Below are 16,739 nucleotides of genomic sequence, written 5' to 3'. Positions count from 1 at the left end.
GGGAAGTGCGATGGTCCGACTGTTCCATGTCAGCGATGTCCACTTCGGCCGGGAGGATCGTGCGGCGGTCGCGTGGTTCGACGATCTCGTCCACAAGGAACAGCCCGACGCGGTGGTGATGACCGGCGACCTGACGATCCGCGCACGCCGCCGCGAGTTCGCCGACGGGCTCGCCTGGCTGCAAGGTCTCGGCGTGCCGGTGACGGTCGAGGTCGGCAACCACGATCTGCCCTATTACAATCTGTTTGAGCGGTTCGCGCGACCCTACCGGCGCTATCGCTCGGTCGAAGACATGATCGAGAAGCCGCTCGAACTGCCCGGCGTTACGATCGTGCCAATGGTGACGACCGCGCGCTTCCAGTGGCGCTTCAACTGGTCGAAAGGCTATGTCGCGAAGCGCGAGCTCGCCAAGGCGGTGGCGCTGGCGCGCGCGGCGCGGCCAGGCACGCGTGTGTTCATCGCCTGCCACCATCCGCTGATCGAACCGCACACGCGCATGTCGGCGCAGACCCACCGCGGCGCCGAAGCGTTGCAGGCGCTCGCGGAAGCAGGCGCGGACGCCGTGTTGACCGGGCACGTCCACGATCCGTTCGACATCGCCCACGACGCCGCCGGCCACCAGATCCGGCTGATCGGCGCGGGCACGCTCTCCGAGCGCACGCGCGAAACGCCGCCCTCGTTCAACGAGATCCGCGTCGGCGCGGAGGGGTTCTCGGTCAAGGTGCGAACGCTCGCGCCCGAGCCCGACGTGAAGCTGCCGGTGGAGCAGGCGGCGTAGGGGGGGGGGCGCCGCAACCCTCGGCCGCCAATCACATACGTCACCCCAGCGCACGCTGGGGTCTTTTCCCGTCGGGCAACCGGCTCGACCCCGTCGCCCTCACCCTTCCGTCGCTTCGCTCCTCCCTCCCTCTCCCATTGGGAGAGGGAAGGGGCCCGCGAGCCGAAGGCGAGTGGGAAGGGTGAGGGTGATGCTCGCCCGTCAAATCCGGTCGAGTAAACCTCGCTCCGTTAAATACCCGCTCACCAGCCGCGCCGGAGTCACGTCGAACGCTGGGTTCGCAGCGCTCGAAGCCGTCACCCGAATATTCCCACCTCGACCCGCGACGTGAGTCACCTCTTCGCCGCTGCGCTCCTCGATCGGGATGTCCGCACCGGTCGCGGTGGACGCGTCGAAGGTGGTGTAAGGCAGCGCGACATAGAACGGCACGGCGTTGTCGTGCGCGGCGAGCGCCTTCAGATAGGTGCCGATCTTGTTGCAGACGTCGCCGTTCGCGGTCACGCGGTCGGTGCCGACGATCACCGCATCGACCTGGCCGCGCATCATCAGATGCCCGCCGGCATTGTCGGCGATGACTGTGTGCGGCACGCCGTGCCCGGCCAGTTCAAACGCGGTGAGCAAAGCGCCCTGGTTGCGCGGGCGGGTTTCATCGACCCAGACATGGACCGGAATGCCCGCATCATGCGCGAGATAGATCGGCGCGGTGGCGGTGCCGTAATCGACCGTCGCGAGCCAGCCGGCGTTGCAATGGGTGAGGATGTTGAGCGGCCGATCAGGATGTTTGGCGTGAAGGTCGCGCAGCAGCGCGAGACCATGTTCGCCAATCGCCTTGTTGAGCGCGACATCCTCGTCGCAGATCGCGTCGGCGCGTGCGAACGCAGCTTGCGCCCGCTCGGCCGGCGCGAGCGGGCGCACTGCCGCCGCGACCTGATCGAGCGCCCAGCGCAGGTTGACTGCGGTCGGCCGGGCTTCGGCGAGCAAGGTATAGGCCGCATCCAGCGCTGCGTCCGATCCATCCTCGGCCAGCGCCATCGCCAGGCCATAGGCGGCGGTCGCGCCGATCAGCGGCGCGCCGCGAGTCCACATCTCGCGGATCGCCACCTCGGCATCGCGCGCCGAGCGGAGCTCGACCCACACGATTTCCCACGGCAACCGCCGCTGGTCGAGGATGCGCGCGCCCTTGCCGTCGGCGGTGCGGGCGATCGAGCGTTGGTGGGTGTTTTCGAGGATCATGTCGCTCTGGCTCTCACGTCCGTTCGTCCCGAGCGAAGTCGAGGGACACGCGCAGGTGCCTCGACTTCGCTCGACACGAACGGTTCAGGGTTGGGTCTCGGGTATGAGTATCTCGTCAAACGTCGCGATGTCGCCGCCACCGCCGTCGCGCGCGATCCGCAGCGCCTGCATGCCCGCGTCCCGCGCGGCGGCGATTTCCTCGGGCGTATCGGACAGGAACAGCACGTCGCCCGCCGGCACGCCGATCGCCCCGGCGATCTTGAGGTAGGAGGCTGCCTCGCGCTTCGCCCCCGTCGTCGTATCGAAATGGCCCGAGAACAGCGGCGTCAGGTCGCCCGCGTCGCTATGCCCGAACAGCAGTTTCTGCGCGGCGACCGAGCCGGACGAAAACACGTGGAGCGCCACCCCAGCCGCATGCCAGCGCCGCAACGCCGCCACCGCATCGGCATAAACATGGCCGGTGAACGCACCGCTCGCATAGCCGTCCGCCCAGATCATTCCCTGCACCGTCTTGAGCGGGGTCGCCTTGCGATCCTCGTCGATCCAGCGCAGCAAGGTCGCGATCGGATCGCCGGGCTCGGCGGCCGCGACATCGGCAAGGATCGGCGCGGTCTCCTGCGGGTGCGCGACGACATAGGCCGGCAGATGCGCGCGGGCGTAGGGGAACAGCACGTCCGCCACGAACGACAGGCTCGTCGTCGTCCCCTCGATATCGGTGAGGATCGCCTTCACGCGGCGGCCGGTTCGTGGCGGGGGAAGCGGTCGGCGATGGCATCGCCGGTGAAGCGCGCGATCCATCCGTCGGGATTGCGGAACAGCCGGATCGCGGTGAAGCTGGGGCTCGGCCCCATGTCGAACCAATGCGGCATCCCCGCCGGCACCGAGATCAGATCGCCCTGCGTGCAGAGCGTGTTGAACACGCGGCCCGCGGCGTGGAGCGTGAACAGCCCTTCGCCGGCGACGAAGAAGCGCACCTCGTCCTCGCCGTGGGTGTGTTCGGACAGGAATTTTTGCCGCAGCGTGGCGCGTTCGGGGTGATCCGACGTCATCGTGATCGTATCGACCGACAAATAGCCACCCTCTGCCTTGAGCCGCGCGATCTCGGGCGCATAGGCGTCGACGACGTCGGCCGACCCGATCTCGCGCGTCGCCCAGCGTTCGAACCGCACGCCGACTGGCGCGAGTTCGGCGGCGATTTGGTCGCCATCGGTGATATCGATCAGCGCGGTGGCGCCATCGGCTTCGTCGAACACCTGCAAGCGGCTCATGCGCTGAAACTCCTCTCGGCACGCTCGGTCGCGACCATGAACTCGATCGCCTCGATCACGCGCTCCGCCTCCGCCATGTCACGGCCCCAGCCGTAAAGGCCGTGGCCGCGAATAAGATAGGCGGGCGGCGCGCCGGGCGCCAGCAGCGCGGGCGCGATCGCGGCGTCGATCATCGCCATGTCCTGGCTGTTGTCTACGATCGGGAGACGCACCGAGGCGTCATGGGTGGGGTTGCCCGGCAGCGCCTTAAGCATTTCGTGCCCCGTGAAGGTGAAACTATCGCCACGCACGGCCCGGCTCAGCCCCACGCTGTCCGGGCTGTGGCTGTGCAGCACCGCGCCTGCGTCCGGGAACAGCCGGTAGATCGCCAGGTGCAGTGCGGTCTCCGCGGAGGGTTTCTTGCCGTCGAGCGACGCGCCCTCGGCCGAAACCCGCATCACATCGTCTTCGCTCAACCGTCCCTTGTGGCGGCCCGATACGGTGACAGCGATGCTGCCATCGTCGAGCCGCACCGAGTAATTGCCCGAGGTCGCCGGTGCCCAGCCCTTGCCGTCGAGCCAGCGCCCGACCGCAACGATCTGCCGCCTCGCCTCGGGGAAGGAGATGGCGGTCATAAGATTGGCTCTACCGGAAAGGGTGGAGCGGGTAACGGGAATCGAACCCGTGTATTCAGCTTGGAAGGCTGCTGCACTACCATTGTGCTATACCCGCGTTGTGGCGGGAGATACCGGCAAGCCGCCCCGCGCGCAAGACCAACCGCCTGCGGTTTCCTTCACGCTTGGCTAACCACTCGCGCGCTACGGATTGGTATGCTCCACAATACCGTCCTCGCGCCCGTCACGCGCGCCTCCGACACCCGCCCGCGATCGGCGGTGAGCGGCGGTAGCGGACTCGCGGGACTCGCCGGACTGCTCTCGTGGGTGGCGGTCGCGCGCGCCTATGGCATGGACGGACCCTATTCGGCGCTCATCAACGTGGTCGCGTGCGGGCTGCCGATGGTGCTGTGGTCGCTGCTCGTGGACAAGGTCCACCGCAACCCGTCGACGGGGATCGACTGGTCGACCGCGAAACCGCTGCGCGCCACCTATGAGATCAGCCTGACCAAGCTTGCCGGTCTGTGGCTCACCTGGGCGGGGATCGGCGTGATCTACGGGCTGGAGCGCTTCTACTGGCAGGAAGATTATAGCTTCGCGATGTGGTGCCTCGGCGTCGTCGCGCCGGTTCTGTTCGTCATGTCGATCCCGTATGTGCTGTGGCTCGATCGTCATCTCGTCGAGCCGAGGGATGGCGCCTGGGCGCTCGGTGCGTGGCTGATGGGCCTCGACGAGCAGGTCGACCGTGAGGCGATCTACGGCCATGTGCGCGCCTGGGCGGTGAAGGGCTTCTTTCTCGCCTTCATGCTCGCGATCGTCCCGCCGGGCTTCGGCGACTTCGTTCGCGCCGATACCAGCCTGATCCTCCACGATCCGGTCGCGCTTGCCAATTGGCTCATCACCTTCATGTTCGTGGTCGATGTCGCCTTCGCGACCGTTGGCTATATTCTGACGCTGCGGCCGCTCGATTCGCATATCCGCAGCGCCAATCCGTTCGCGGCGGCGTGGATGGCGGCGCTGATCTGCTATCCGCCGTTCGTGCTGATGGCGGATGGCGGGGTGCTCGATTACCATCCCGGCACGCGCGGTCCCGATGGCTGGACGGTCTGGCTCGCGGGCCATCCGATCCTGCTCGCCGCAACCGGTGCGGTGCTGGTCGGGCTGACCGCGATCTACGCCTGGGCGACGGTGGCGTTCGGCCTGCGCTTCTCCAACCTCACGCATCGCGGCATCCTCACGCACGGGCCGTATCGCTTCTCGCGGCATCCGGCCTATCTGTCGAAGAACCTGTTCTGGTTCATCTCGACGCTGCCGTTCCTGACGACCGGCTCATGGCTGGATTCGGTTCGCGCGACCGGGTTGATGGCGGCGACGGCGGGCGTTTATTATTGGCGCGCCAGGACCGAAGAACGCCATCTCGGCCTAGACCCGGAGTATCGCGCCTATTCGGAATGGATGGCCCGCAACGGCATGGTGCCGCGCTTTTTCGGGTGGGTGACGGGTAAGCGATGAACGGCGCTCATCCCTCCGGTTCGTCCTGAGCCTGTCGAAGGACGCGTGGCGAGCCCAGCGCGTCCCAAACGCACTTCGAGAAGCTCAGTGCGAACGGTCTACGTAGCGGTACGTCAGCGCTAAAACTTCATGTCCTCATACACCCGGCTGACGTCACCGCCCCACGCGCCGTGATATTTCTCCAGCAGCACCTCGGCCGGCACCTTGCCGCTGCGCACGACTTCGCGCAGCGGATCGAGGAAGCCAGTCTCGTTGCTGCCGCCGGCATCGAGCCGCGCCCGCGCCGACAGGCCGCCATGCGCGATGTCGAGCACCGCGCCGGCGATGTCGCGCAGCTTGCGGCCGCCCGCGATCGGCGCGTCGAGGCCGAGCTTGGGCACCGACGCGCGCAGCGTCTCGCGCTCGTCCATCGTCCAGTGCTTGACCACGTCCCACGCCGCATCGAGCGCCGCGTCGTCATAGAGCAGCCCGACCCACAAAGCCGGCAGCGCGCAGATCCGGCTCCACGGGCCACCATCGGCGCCGCGCATTTCGAGGAAGGTCTTGAGCCGCACCTCCGGGAAGGCGGTCGAAAGGTGATCGTTCCAGTCGTCGATCGTCGGCAACTCGCCGGGCAGTACCGACAGCTCGCCCTTGAGAAAGTCGCGGAACGACAGACCCGCCGCGTCGATATAGCGGCCTTCACGGTACACGAAATACATCGGCACATCGAGCGCGTATTCGGCATAACGCTCGTAGCCGAAGCCATCCTCGAACACGAACGGCAGCATGCCGGTGCGCGCCGGGTCGGTGTCCGACCAGATGTGGCTGCGGTACGAAAGCATGCCGTTCGGCTTGCCTTCGGTGAACGGCGAATTGGCGAACAGCGCCGTCGCGAGCGGTTGCAGCGCGAGGCCGACCCGGAACTTCTTCACCATGTCCGCCTCGCTCGCATAGTCGAGGTTGACCTGGATGGTGCAGGTGCGCAGCATCATGTCGAGCCCCATGCTGCCGACGCGCGGCATGTGGCGCAGCATGATTGCATAGCGGCCCTTGGGCATGATCGGCAGCTCGGCGCGGGTCTTGTCGGGCCACATGCCGAGTCCGAGGAAGCCGATGCCGAGCTCGTCGCCGACGGTCTTGACCTGTTCGAGGTGCCGGCCGGTCTCGGCGCAGGTCTGGTGGAGATTGTCGAGCGGCGCGCCTGACAGTTCGAACTGCCCGGCCGGTTCGAGGCTCAGGCTGCCGTCCGCGCCGGTCATCGCGATGACGTTGCCGTTCTCGATCACCGGCTCCCAGCCGAAGCGCTGGAGCCCCATCAGCAGATCGCGGATGCCGCCCGTCTCGTCATAGCTCGGCGCATGATGATCGCGGAGCGCATAGACGAACTTCTCGTGCTCGGTACCGATCCGCCAACGGTCCTTCGGCTTCTCGCCGCGCGCGAAGCTCGCGATCAACTGGTCGCGGTGCTCGATGACCGCATGCTTGGCGGAAGAGGCGGTCTTGGTGCTCATCGCCGCGCCTTAGCGGCGCGATTGCGGAGGCGCTAGAGGGGGTGAAACGAGCGGTACAGAATCCTCTTTGCTCACGATCGTTGCACGGGTTCGCCCTTGTCACCCCAGCTCCACCATCGTCACCCCATCGCAAGCTGGGGTGACGGATATAGCTGTGACGCGCCAACGGCAAAGCCGTCGGTCGGGTTCGGGGCTTCGCGTCGACCCGCCGGCCGGGCGCGGCGATGCGCTGCGCGCAGCGGCGCGTGGACGCGCCTTCGCCGCGACTACCAATCCCCTTTCGCCGCCATCCAAAGACTCACTGCCGCCGCCGCCGCCGTGTCGGCGCGCAGGATGCGCGGGCCGAGCGACACGCCGATCGCCTGCGGCAGCGCGCGGATCGCGTCGCGTTCGGCATCGTCGAAGCCGCCCTCGGGGCCGATCAGGATCGCCGCCGCCGCGCCGCCGTCGCGCATCGCCGCCAGCGCGGGCACGCCGCCGGCTTCGTCGGCGAAGAAGAGGGTGCGATCCTCGGGCCAGTCGCGCAGCAGGCCGCTGAGCTTCACCGGCTCGGCGAGATCGGGCACGGCGGTGCGGCCGCATTGCTCGGCCGCCTCGACCATATGCGCGCGCAGCCGTTCGAGGTTGAGCCGATCGACCACGGTGCGCCGCGTCAGCGTCGGCACCAGCCGCGCGACGCCGAGTTCGCACGCTTTTTCGACCAGCCAGTCGATCCGGCCCTTCTTGAGCGGCGCCGCGCACAGCCAGAGATCGGGGACATGCTCGCGCTCGCGCAGCCGTTCGGTCACGTCGAGCAGCAGGTCGCGCTTGCCGACCACGCTTGCCACGCCGAGCCACTCGCCCGACACGCCGTCGAACAGCTTGACCGGATCGCCGACCTTGGTCCGCATCACCGAGACGAGATAATGCGCCTGCGCGCCCTCGATGCGGATCTGGCCGGGGCCGAGCGGCTGTTCGACGAACAGCCGCGGCGTCGATTGCGGCGGCCAGGCTGGGGTGGCCACCATCAGCGCCGCTTGCCCTGATGGCGGATGTTGGCGGGCCGGCCACGCCGCTTGATGACGCGGTCGCGGCGTGGCTCGGGGGCGGGGCGGCTCTCGCCCGCGACCATCTCGAAGCGCAGCGCGCCCGATACCGGGTTCGATTCGGCGAGCCGCAACCGAAGCCGCATGCCGCTGGCATATTCGGTGCCGCTATCCTCGCCGACCAGCCGCCGCCCGGCCTCGTCATAGCGGAAATATTCGCGGCCGAGATCGCGCACCGGCATCAGCCCGTCGCCGCCGATCCCCTCGACGGTCGCGAAAAAGCCGAAGCTCGCCACGCCGGTGATCCGCACATCGACGATCTCGCCGATCCGCGTCGCGAGGAACGCGGCGACATAGCGATCAATCGTGTCGCGCTCGGCCTCCATCGCGCGACGCTCCAGCATCGAGATCGACTGGCCGATCTTCTCCATCGCCGCCGCCTCGCCCTCGGTCAGCCCGCCTGGCCCGAGCTTATAGGCGTCGACCAGCGCGCGGTGGACGATCAGATCGGCATAGCGCCGGATCGGCGAGGTGAAATGCGCATAGCTTCCGAGGGCGAGGCCGAAATGGCCGTGGTTCTCGGGCGTGTAATAGGCCTGCGTCTGCGTGCGCAGCACCTGCTCCATGATCTGCGGGCGGAAATCCACCTCGCCGACCTTGTCGAGGATGTGATTGAACGTCGCCGGGCGGATCACCTGGCCGAGCGCGAATTCGACGCCGAAGGTCTTGAGGTAATCTTTCAGCGCGACGAGCTTCTCGCGGCTGGGCGGCTCGTGGACGCGGTACATCACCGGCGCCTTCTTCGCCTCCAATGCCTTGGCGGCGGCGACGTTGGCGGCGATCATATAATCCTCGATCAGCATATGCGCGTCGAGCCGCTCGCGCGGCGCGACCGAGAGGATGCGGCCCTTCTCGTCGAGCATCACGCGCCGTTCGGGCAGATCGAGATCGAGCGGCGCGCGTGCGGCGCGTGCTTTCGACAGCGCCTTCCAGCACCCCCAGAGCGGGGTGAGGATCGGCAGCAAATCCCCCTCCCGCTTGCGGGAGGGGCTAGGGGAGGGCGTGTCCTCATTCGCCTCCGTCTGCGGGGACAGGCCCTCCCCCGACCCCTCCCGCGAAGCGGGAGGGGAGGAAGCGGCGTCGTCGATGATCGCCTGCGCGTCCTCATAGGCGATGTTCGCCGCCACCCGGATCGCCGCCCGCGTGAAGCGCCAGCTTTGCAGCGTGCCGTTTTCGGCGATCCGCAGATGGCAGACCAACGCCGCGCGATCGACGCCTTCCTTGAGCGAGCAGATGTCCGCCGACAATTCCTCGGGCAGCATCGGCACGACCCGGTCGGGGAAATAGACGCTGTTGCCGCGCCGCCGCGCATCCTTGTCGAGTGCGCCGCCGGGGCGGACGTAGAAGCTGACGTCGGCGATCGCGACGATCGCCTGCCAGCCGCCGGGGTTTGCGGGATCGTCGTCGGGCGCGGCCCACACCGCGTCGTCATGGTCGCGGGCGTCGGCGGGGTCGATCGCTACGATGGGGAGATGGCGCAGATCCTCGCGCGCCTCGCCAAGCGGAAGCCCGGCGACTCGATGCGCTTCCTCGATCGCTTCTGGAGCGAAGGCGGTCGGGATACCGAGCTTGTGGATCGCAATCATCGAGAAGCTGCGCGGCGCGAAGGGATCGCCGAGGATTTCGGTAACGCGCGCGGTGATGCGGGGCGGGCGGCCGGCTTTCTCCGCCAGCACGAGATCCCCGGGCTGCGCGCCGCCCGCGTCCGATATCGGAAAGTCGCGGCGCTCCTTCTTCTCGACACCTTGCAGCCAGAGCTTGCCGCCTTCCTCGTGGAGCACGCCAAGGATCATCTCCTCGCCACGCGCTAGAGACTTCATTGGATGCGCGATCCAGCCGCTGCCGGCTTCCTCGGTGCGCGCCAGCACGCGATCCCCCACCGCCAGCGCGCCGTGCTTGCGTTCGCGCACGCGCAGCCGCGGCGCCGGCGTCTCCGCCTCCCAGCGCTCGGGCACCGCCCAGACGTTGCCGCCGTCATCGACATCGGCGATGCGCAGCACGGTGACCCGAGGCAGCCCGCCGAGCTTGTGGAAGGCGCGGCCGGGCGCGCTGTCGATCAGGCCTTCGTCGGCCATGTCCTTGAGCAAGGCCTTCAGCCCGATCTTCTCCTGCGCGCTCAGGCCGAAGGCGCGCGCGATCTCGCGCTTGCCCGCCGGCCTGGGCGAGGTGGTGATAAAATCGAGAACCTGTTCGCGCGTGGGCAGGCCGGGTTTGGGACGCTTGGGCATCCGCCAGAGATAGGGACGTTACACGTCCGCGTCACGCTTTCCCGCCGAATCATCGGCATGGGCGAGGTGCAGCGCGACCAGCCGCGCAAGCAGCGTCGCCGGGAACAGATGGCCGAACACCGATTCGAGATTGACGAGGCTGCGCGCGACCGGGTGCATCGGCACGATGTCGCCGAAACCGGTGGTGGTGATGGTGACGAGGCTGAAATAGGTGAGCGCCGCCGTCCGCGCGGCCGGCGGATTGACGAACCTCAGCCCGTCCGACATCACGATCGCGCCGGGCGCGCGCGTCTCGATCACCCCATAGGCGATCGCGAACAGTTGCGCGACGTTGAGATAGACCAGCACCGCCCCCTGCAACCTGTGGCTGGTGACGCGGCCGGGGCCGAACACGTGCCGCGCGATCAGCGCCGTCACCAGCCCGTTGAACACGAACGCGGTCAGCGCGATCGATTCGTGCATCGTGACGGCGGCGAGACCGCGCGACGCGACCGCCTGTTCGCCGATGATCGGTCCGACCGCCAGCCCGGCGAGCGCGGCGAGCAGCAGCCCGCGCATGACGCGATTGTGCGCGAGCACCGCGACCGAGACGGCGGCGAACACGAGATGCCCGGCATCGAGCACGACATGCCAGCCGGGATGCTGCGCCGAGAGCGGGATCGCGACGAACAGCGACACCGCCTGTACGATCAGCAACGCGCTGAGCGCGCGATCGGCGTGCGGGGGCGGCGTGGGCGCGGGTGCTGACGCAGTCATGATCCGCGCTTATCTCCACTCCCGACGAATGGGGGATGAACAAAGGTCGTCGCCCCGGCGCAGGCCGGGGCCGTTGTGTTTGAGGCGAGTGGCTTGCCAAGTACCGCAGCGGCCCCGGCCTGCGCCGGGGCGACGGGTCAGGCGGTCGCGTCGGCGGCCTTGGAGCGTTTCGCGAAGCTCTTGCGCAGCTTGGCGAGCTTGGGGGGGATCACCGCCAGGCAGTAGGGATTGCGCTGGCCTTCGCCCTCCCAATACTCCTGATGATAATCCTCGGCCGGATACCATTGCGACGCTGGCTCGATCGTCGTCACGATCGGGCTGGGCCAATCGGCGGCGGCGCGCTCGATCGCGGCCTGCGCTTCCTCGCGCTGGTCGGGCGACAAGGGGAACAGCGCCGAGCGATATTGCGTGCCGACGTCGTTGCCCTGACGGTTGAGCTGCGTCGGATCATGCGTCGCGAAGAAGATGTCGAGCAGATCGGCATAGCGGACCTGATCCGAATCGAAGGTGACGCGGATCGCTTCGGCATGGCCGGTATCGCCGCCGCACACCTGCTTGTAGGTCGGGTTGGGGATCGCGCCGCCGATATAGCCGCTCTCGACCTTTTCGACACCGATCACGTCGGCGAACACCGCCTCGGTACACCAGAAACATCCGCCCGCGAAAATCGCGACTTCGCTCGCCATCATCTGCTCCTTCTTGATGACGATGAAGATAGGGAGCGATTGGCGCGGCGCAATCTCCGGTGGTAGGCGGAGATGGGTGCGATGCAGCATGGGGATGATTCGATGATCGACGGTGCGGTGCTGGTGACGGGCGGGGCGGGCTATATCGGCAGCCATGCGGTGCTGGCCTTGCTCGATGCGGGCTACCGCGTTGTGGTGGTCGACAATCTCGTGACCGGTTTCGCCTGGGCGGTCGATCCGCGCGCGATGCTGGTCGAGGCGAGCATCGAGGACGACGAGACGGTGCGTGCCGCAATCCGCGACCACGGCGTGAAGGCGATCATGCATTTCGCGGGATCGGTGGTGGTGCCCGAATCGGTGAGCGATCCGCTCAAATATTACCGCAACAACACCGTCGCGACGCGTGCGCTGCTCGAAAGCGCGGTGGTGTGCGGGGTGCCGCACTTCATCTTCTCCTCGACCGCCGCGACCTATGGCACGCCGGCGAGGATTCCGGTGGTCGAGACCGACCCGACCGTGCCGATCAACCCCTATGGCATGTCCAAGCTGATGACCGAGGCGATGCTGCGCGATGTCGCGGCGGCGCACCCGATCAACTATTGCGCGCTGCGCTATTTCAACGTGGCGGGCGCCGATCCGCAGGGCCGCTCCGGCCAATCGACGGCGGGGGCCACGCATCTCATCAAGGTCGCGGTCGAGGCGGCGACGGGGAAGCGGGCGAGCGTGGGCGTGTTCGGCACCGATTTCGATACGCCCGACGGCACCGGCGTGCGCGACTATATCCATGTCAGCGATCTCGCGGCGGCGCATGTCGCGGCGCTCGACCTGCTCACCGCCGACCCCGCCAAGAGCCACACGCTCAACTGCGGCTATGGGCGCGGCTTCTCGGTGCTGGAAGTGCTCGATGCAGTGGATCGTGTCACCAACGTGCATATCGAGCGCAAGATCGAAGGCCGCCGCGCGGGCGATCCGGCGGCGTTGGTCGCCGACAACAGCGCGATCCTCAAGGCGCTCGACTGGCGGCCGCAGCGCGACGACCTGGACCTGATCGTCCGCGACGCGCTGGCGTGGGAGCGGGTGCTCGCCGACCGCGACGCGTAAGAGCCGCCACGCCACCCCGGACGTGTTCCGGGGTCCGCCGAGCCGCCAGATCGCCGGCTGCGCGGTTTCGCTCGACTTTTCCGCCTCCCGCACGCTAGCCTTTGTCTTTGTACGAAAAGGGGCGGGGCGGATGCGAAGGATGGCGATGGCGCTCGGGGTGGGCGCGGCGATGCTGTCGGCCGCCGCCTCGGCGCAGACCCGGCCCGACCAGCAGGCGTTCTTCACGCTGTACAAGGAGCTGGTGGAAACCGACACCACGCTCTCCACCGGGAGTTGCACCGACGCCGCCGCCAAGATCGCGGCGCGGCTCGAGGATGCGGGGTATCCGGCGCGCGACATCACGCTGTTTTCCGTGCCCGACCATCCGCGCGAGGGCGGCATGGTCGCGATCCTGCCCGGCAGCGACCCGTCGGTGAAGCCGATCCTGCTGCTCGCGCATCTCGACGTGGTCGAGGCCAAGCGCGAGGACTGGAAGCGCGATCCGTTCACGCTGGTCGAGGAGGGCGGCTATTATTACGCGCGCGGCGCCGCCGACGACAAATCGATGGCGGCGATCTGGGCCGACAGCCTGATCCGCTTCCGCCAATTGGGCCATCGCCCGAGGCGCACGATCAAGCTCGCGCTGACCTGTGGCGAGGAGACGACCTACGCCTTCAACGGCGCGGCATGGCTGGCCAAGACCAAGCCCGACCTCATCGCCGCCGAGTTCGCGCTCAATGAAGGCGGCGGCGGGCGGTACGGCGTGAACGGCAAGCCCGAGGTGCTCGCGATCCAGGTCGGCGAAAAGGCCGCGCAGAATTACACCTTCGCGGCCACCAACCCGGGCGGCCACAGTTCGCAACCCACTTCGGACAACGCGATCTACCAACTCGCCGACGCGCTGAAGGCGGTGCAGGGCTATACCTTTCCGGTCCGCTTCACCGACACCACGCACGCCTTCTTCACCGCGATGGCGAAGACCACGCCCGCGCCGGTCGCCGATGCGATCCGGCGGTTGCTCGCCAACCCCGACGAGGCCGAAGCGTCGGCGCTGCTCGCCCGCGACAAGACCTTCAATTCCACGCTGCGCACCACCTGCGTCGCGACCCTGCTGTCGGCGGGACATGCCGAAAACGCGCTGCCCCAGCACGCCAGCGCCAACATCAACTGCCGTATCTTCCCAGGCGAAACCGTCGAGGGCACGCTCACCAAGCTGAGGGAACTGGCCGGGCCGAACGTGACCGTCTCCGCCAACGCGCCGATCCGCCCGACCGCGATCCCACCCGCGCTCGACCCACGCATTCTCGAACCGGCCAAGGCGGTGGCCGAGCGCTATTTCCCCGGCGTGCCGATGCTGCCGCTGATGTCGACCGGCGCGACCGACGGCATCTTCCTCGAGGCGATCGGCATTCCGGTCTATGGCGCGCCGGGGCTGTTCTTCGATGCCGACGGCAACGGCATTCACGGGCTGAACGAGCGGATCGGCGTCAAATCGCTCTACGAGGGGCGCGACTATCTCTACGATCTCGTCAGCGCCTATGCCGGCTAGCGATGTTTAGCGCGGGTTCAGCCGCGGGGGTGTAATTCCGCGGGACGCCACCGATATCGGCGGCATGGAGACCTTGGCGATGAAAACCGTGCTGGCAGGATTGAGCGTGGCGGGCGTGGCGCTGTTCGCGCTCTCGGGCGGGGCGGTGGGCGCCGAGCGCGCGGTGCCGATCCCGGCGGCGCTGCATGACGTGCCCGGAACCGGCGGCACGCAGGTCGCGGTGCTGGCGGGCGGTTGCTTCTGGGGCATGGAAGCGGTGTTCGAGCATGTGAAGGGCGTGAAATCGGTGACGGCGGGCTATGCCGGCGGCACCGCGCGCACCGCCACCTACGATCAGGTGAGCAGCGAGACGACCGGCCATGCCGAGGCGATCCGCATCGTCTATGATCCCGCCAAGGTGAGCTACGCCACCTTGCTGCGCGTCTATTTCTCGGTCGCCCACGATCCGACGACGCTCAACCGGCAGATGCCCGACAGCGGCACCAGCTACCGCTCCGCGATCTTCCCGCAGAACCCGGCGCAGCGCGCGGTGGCGGCGGAGTACATCGCGCAGCTCGGCCAAGCGCATGTGTTCAAGGCGCCGATCGTGACCAAGCTGGAGAACGGCGGTTTCTTCCCGGCCGAAGACTATCACCAGCATTTCTACGACCGGAACCCGAACCACCCCTATATCGTGCGGTGGGACAAGCCGAAGGTGGCGGCGTTCAAGGCCGGTTTCCCCACGCTGGCGACCAGGGCGGCGTAAGCGACGGGCTGTAGTCGGTCAGGCCGGGCGGCGCAGCGTCATCCATGCGGCGGCGGCGACCGCGACCAGCACGACGGCTTGCGACACCAGCACCGCCGGTTCCGCGCCGGTCGGCGCGAGCGCGTGCAGCGCCGGGATCTTCTGGTAGCTTTGCACCACCAGCACCACCATGTTGAGCCACTGCGCGATCAGCGCCGTGGCGAGATACACGCGCCGCCAGGGTCCGCCGAGCTTCGCGCTGTAGAGGGCGTAGAGCGCGACCGCGAGCAGCACCAGCGAGACCGCGCCGAAGATGTGCGGCGGCCCGATCGGCTTGGGTGGGAACAGGAAGCCGGTCACGCTCGTCAGGATCGTGAAGACGAGGAAGACCGCGTTGGTGGTGCCCAGCCACCGCCCACGCGACAAAGCGATGAAGAAGAGGAGACCCGCGCCGATCGCGACGAGGCTGATCGCGGTGTGGAGCAGCGTGAAAGCATGTACCGAAAGCCCGAGAACCATCTGCGTTCCTTTCGATCGTCTTTCGCGATCATGCGACGGCGCGGCACGAAAAGCGAGTCCGTTTTGGGGCCGTAACGATGTTCCGGGCGACGCGTTGGATCGCAACGTTTCGTTTACCATGTCGTGGCACAGGCATTCCCGGGTCAGCTCGGTGAAAGGTCTCAGGTGTCGCACAAATTGGCGTTTTGCGCGGGTTTCCTCGTCACGGTCGCGTTGGCGACGCCGTATCTCGGTGCCATGGTCGATCGGCCTGCGGCGACCGCGCCGGTCGTGACGACGGCGGCGCCGGCACCGATGTTCGCTCCCGCCCCGGCACGCCCCGTGCCCGGCCCGGCGCCCGCCGCGCTGGTCGTCGGCCCGTCCGCGCCGGACCCGGTCTATGGCGATGCCAAGATCCCCGATTTCGATCCCGAGCATCCGCCCGCGCGGATGGGCGAGCCGGGCTGACGCTTCCGCGTTGACAGGCGTGGCACCGATCCGGCACGCGTCCGGGCGTGATGAGCGACCGCATCAACCTCCATCCCGAATGGCGCGCCGCGCTGCAGGCAGAGTTCGACAGCCCCTATATGGCCGACCTCAAGGCGTTTCTCGTCGCGGAGAAAGCGGCGGGCACGCAGGTCTTCCCCAAGGGCGGCGAATGGTTCCGCACGCTCGACCTCACCGCGCCCTCGGCGGTGCGCGTCGTCATCCTCGGGCAAGACCCCTATCATGGCGCGGGGCAGGCGCATGGCCTGTGTTTCTCGGTCAACCCCGGCGTGCGGACGCCGCCGAGCCTCGTCAACATCTATAAGGAAATGCACGCAGATCTCGGCATCGCGCCGGCGCGGCACGGCTTCCTCGAACATTGGGCGAAGCAGGGGGTGCTGCTGCTCAATTCGGTGCTGACGGTGCGGATGGGTGCCGCCGCCTCGCACCAGGGGCGCGGCTGGGAGCGCTTCACCGACGCGGTGGTCCGCACCGTGGCGGCCTCGCCCGAGCCGATCGTGTTCCTGCTGTGGGGCGCCTATGCGCAGAAGAAGGCCGCGTTCATCGCCGATGTCACGCGCGGCGGGCGGCATCTGGTGCTGAAGTCCGCGCATCCCTCGCCGCTGTTGGCGCACAACGGGTTCTTCGGGAGCCGGCCGTTCTCCAAGGCCAATGCATTCCTGCGCGAACATGGCCGCGAGCCGATCGACTGGGCTTTGCCGGCGATACCCTAGCGGATGATCTATCCTCCGCTCGGGATGAACGGAGTG

General features: G+C 67.8%; 17 protein-coding genes and 1 tRNA gene. 7 read left to right on the top strand and 11 right to left on the bottom strand.

The genetic code is table 11. The features are described 5' to 3' along the window. Positions 1-10 precede the first annotated feature (10 nt). A complete protein-coding gene (locus PX554_RS05935; protein WP_275499754.1) occupies positions 11-778 on the top strand; it encodes a metallophosphoesterase family protein in 768 nt (255 codons plus the stop codon). Positions 779-979: 201 nt separating this feature from the next. Here PX554_RS05935 and mtnA read toward each other — a convergent pair whose 3' ends face one another. The 5 genes from mtnA to PX554_RS05910 all read right to left on the bottom strand — a co-directional run bounded on the left by mtnA (position 980) and on the right by PX554_RS05910 (position 3,990). Beyond that, positions 980-2,011, bottom strand: a complete 1,032-nt coding sequence (mtnA, locus tag PX554_RS05930; protein ID WP_275499752.1) for an S-methyl-5-thioribose-1-phosphate isomerase — start codon at positions 2,009-2,011, stop codon at positions 980-982. An 84-nt stretch (positions 2,012-2,095) separates the two neighbouring features. After that, positions 2,096-2,743 carry an acireductone synthase gene (mtnC, locus tag PX554_RS05925; RefSeq protein WP_256326068.1) on the bottom strand — a complete coding sequence of 216 codons (648 nt, stop codon included), beginning with the start codon at positions 2,741-2,743 and terminating at the stop codon, positions 2,096-2,098. Continuing rightward, entirely contained in the window at positions 2,740-3,279 is a 540-nt protein-coding gene (locus PX554_RS05920) for a 1,2-dihydroxy-3-keto-5-methylthiopentene dioxygenase (RefSeq protein WP_275499749.1), read from the bottom strand. Before PX554_RS05920 ends, mtnC begins: the two co-directional genes overlap by 4 nt. After that, complete coding sequence (locus PX554_RS05915) at positions 3,276-3,893, bottom strand: methylthioribulose 1-phosphate dehydratase (RefSeq protein ID WP_275499747.1); 618 nt, start codon at positions 3,891-3,893, stop codon at positions 3,276-3,278. Before PX554_RS05915 ends, PX554_RS05920 begins: the two co-directional genes overlap by 4 nt. Positions 3,894-3,916: 23 nt before the next feature. After that, positions 3,917-3,990: transfer RNA gene (locus PX554_RS05910), tRNA-Gly, on the bottom strand. A 98-nt stretch (positions 3,991-4,088) separates the two neighbouring features. On the opposite strand from PX554_RS05910, the gene PX554_RS05905 reads away from it, so the two are divergent. Then, on the top strand, positions 4,089-5,384 hold the full coding sequence (locus PX554_RS05905; protein ID WP_176787037.1) for a methyltransferase family protein: 1,296 nt from the start codon (positions 4,089-4,091) through the stop codon (positions 5,382-5,384). A gap of 119 nt (positions 5,385-5,503) precedes the next feature. Here the strand turns inward: PX554_RS05905 and PX554_RS05900 are convergent, their stop codons facing one another. The 5 genes from PX554_RS05900 to msrA (PX554_RS05880) form a co-directional block, all read right to left on the bottom strand. Next, the gene (locus tag PX554_RS05900; protein ID WP_093221457.1) at positions 5,504-6,877 is read right to left on the bottom strand and encodes a glutamate--cysteine ligase; all 1,374 of its coding nucleotides are present in this window, start codon (positions 6,875-6,877) and stop codon (positions 5,504-5,506) included. A 266-nt stretch (positions 6,878-7,143) separates the two neighbouring features. After that, the gene (locus tag PX554_RS05895) at positions 7,144-7,884 is read right to left on the bottom strand and encodes a 16S rRNA (uracil(1498)-N(3))-methyltransferase (protein WP_275499743.1); all 741 of its coding nucleotides are present in this window, start codon (positions 7,882-7,884) and stop codon (positions 7,144-7,146) included. Next, entirely contained in the window at positions 7,884-10,190 is a 2,307-nt protein-coding gene (locus PX554_RS05890; protein ID WP_275499741.1) for a ribonuclease R family protein, read from the bottom strand. Before PX554_RS05890 ends, PX554_RS05895 begins: the two co-directional genes overlap by 1 nt. Before the next feature lie 18 nt (positions 10,191-10,208). Next, entirely contained in the window at positions 10,209-10,946 is a 738-nt protein-coding gene (locus tag PX554_RS05885) for a potassium channel family protein (protein WP_275499739.1), read from the bottom strand. A gap of 137 nt (positions 10,947-11,083) precedes the next feature. After that, complete coding sequence (gene msrA / locus PX554_RS05880; RefSeq protein ID WP_093221869.1) at positions 11,084-11,632, bottom strand: peptide-methionine (S)-S-oxide reductase MsrA; 549 nt, start codon at positions 11,630-11,632, stop codon at positions 11,084-11,086. A gap of 102 nt (positions 11,633-11,734) precedes the next feature. Here msrA (PX554_RS05880) and galE point away from each other — a divergent pair, with 102 nt between their 5' ends. The 3 genes from galE (at position 11,735) to msrA (PX554_RS05865) (ending at position 15,006) form a co-directional block, all read left to right on the top strand. Then, a complete protein-coding gene (gene galE / locus PX554_RS05875) occupies positions 11,735-12,733 on the top strand; it encodes a UDP-glucose 4-epimerase GalE (RefSeq protein ID WP_275499999.1) in 999 nt (332 codons plus the stop codon). Positions 12,734-12,863: 130 nt separating this feature from the next. Beyond that, entirely contained in the window at positions 12,864-14,261 is a 1,398-nt protein-coding gene (locus PX554_RS05870; protein WP_275499737.1) for a M20/M25/M40 family metallo-hydrolase, read from the top strand. 79 nt (positions 14,262-14,340) lie between these two features. Next, the gene (msrA, locus tag PX554_RS05865) at positions 14,341-15,006 is read left to right on the top strand and encodes a peptide-methionine (S)-S-oxide reductase MsrA (protein WP_275499734.1); all 666 of its coding nucleotides are present in this window, start codon (positions 14,341-14,343) and stop codon (positions 15,004-15,006) included. Positions 15,007-15,024: 18 nt separating this feature from the next. On the opposite strand, the gene PX554_RS05860 is transcribed toward msrA (PX554_RS05865), so the two are convergent. Next, the gene (locus tag PX554_RS05860; protein ID WP_275499732.1) at positions 15,025-15,504 is read right to left on the bottom strand and encodes a hypothetical protein; all 480 of its coding nucleotides are present in this window, start codon (positions 15,502-15,504) and stop codon (positions 15,025-15,027) included. 165 nt (positions 15,505-15,669) lie between these two features. Here PX554_RS05860 and PX554_RS05855 point away from each other — a divergent pair, with 165 nt between their 5' ends. Further along, entirely contained in the window at positions 15,670-15,951 is a 282-nt protein-coding gene (locus PX554_RS05855; protein ID WP_275499730.1) for a hypothetical protein, read from the top strand. 50 nt (positions 15,952-16,001) lie between these two features. Beyond that, positions 16,002-16,703 (top strand): uracil-DNA glycosylase, encoded by a 702-nt coding sequence (gene ung, locus PX554_RS05850; protein WP_275499728.1) that lies wholly within the window; start codon positions 16,002-16,004, stop codon positions 16,701-16,703. Positions 16,704-16,739: the final 36 nt, after the last annotated feature.

It is taken from the genome of Sphingomonas pollutisoli, assembly GCF_029167165.1.
GTDB lineage: Bacteria > Pseudomonadota > Alphaproteobacteria > Sphingomonadales > Sphingomonadaceae > Sphingomonas > Sphingomonas pollutisoli.
This window is presented reverse-complemented; position numbering and strand designations above follow the sequence as displayed.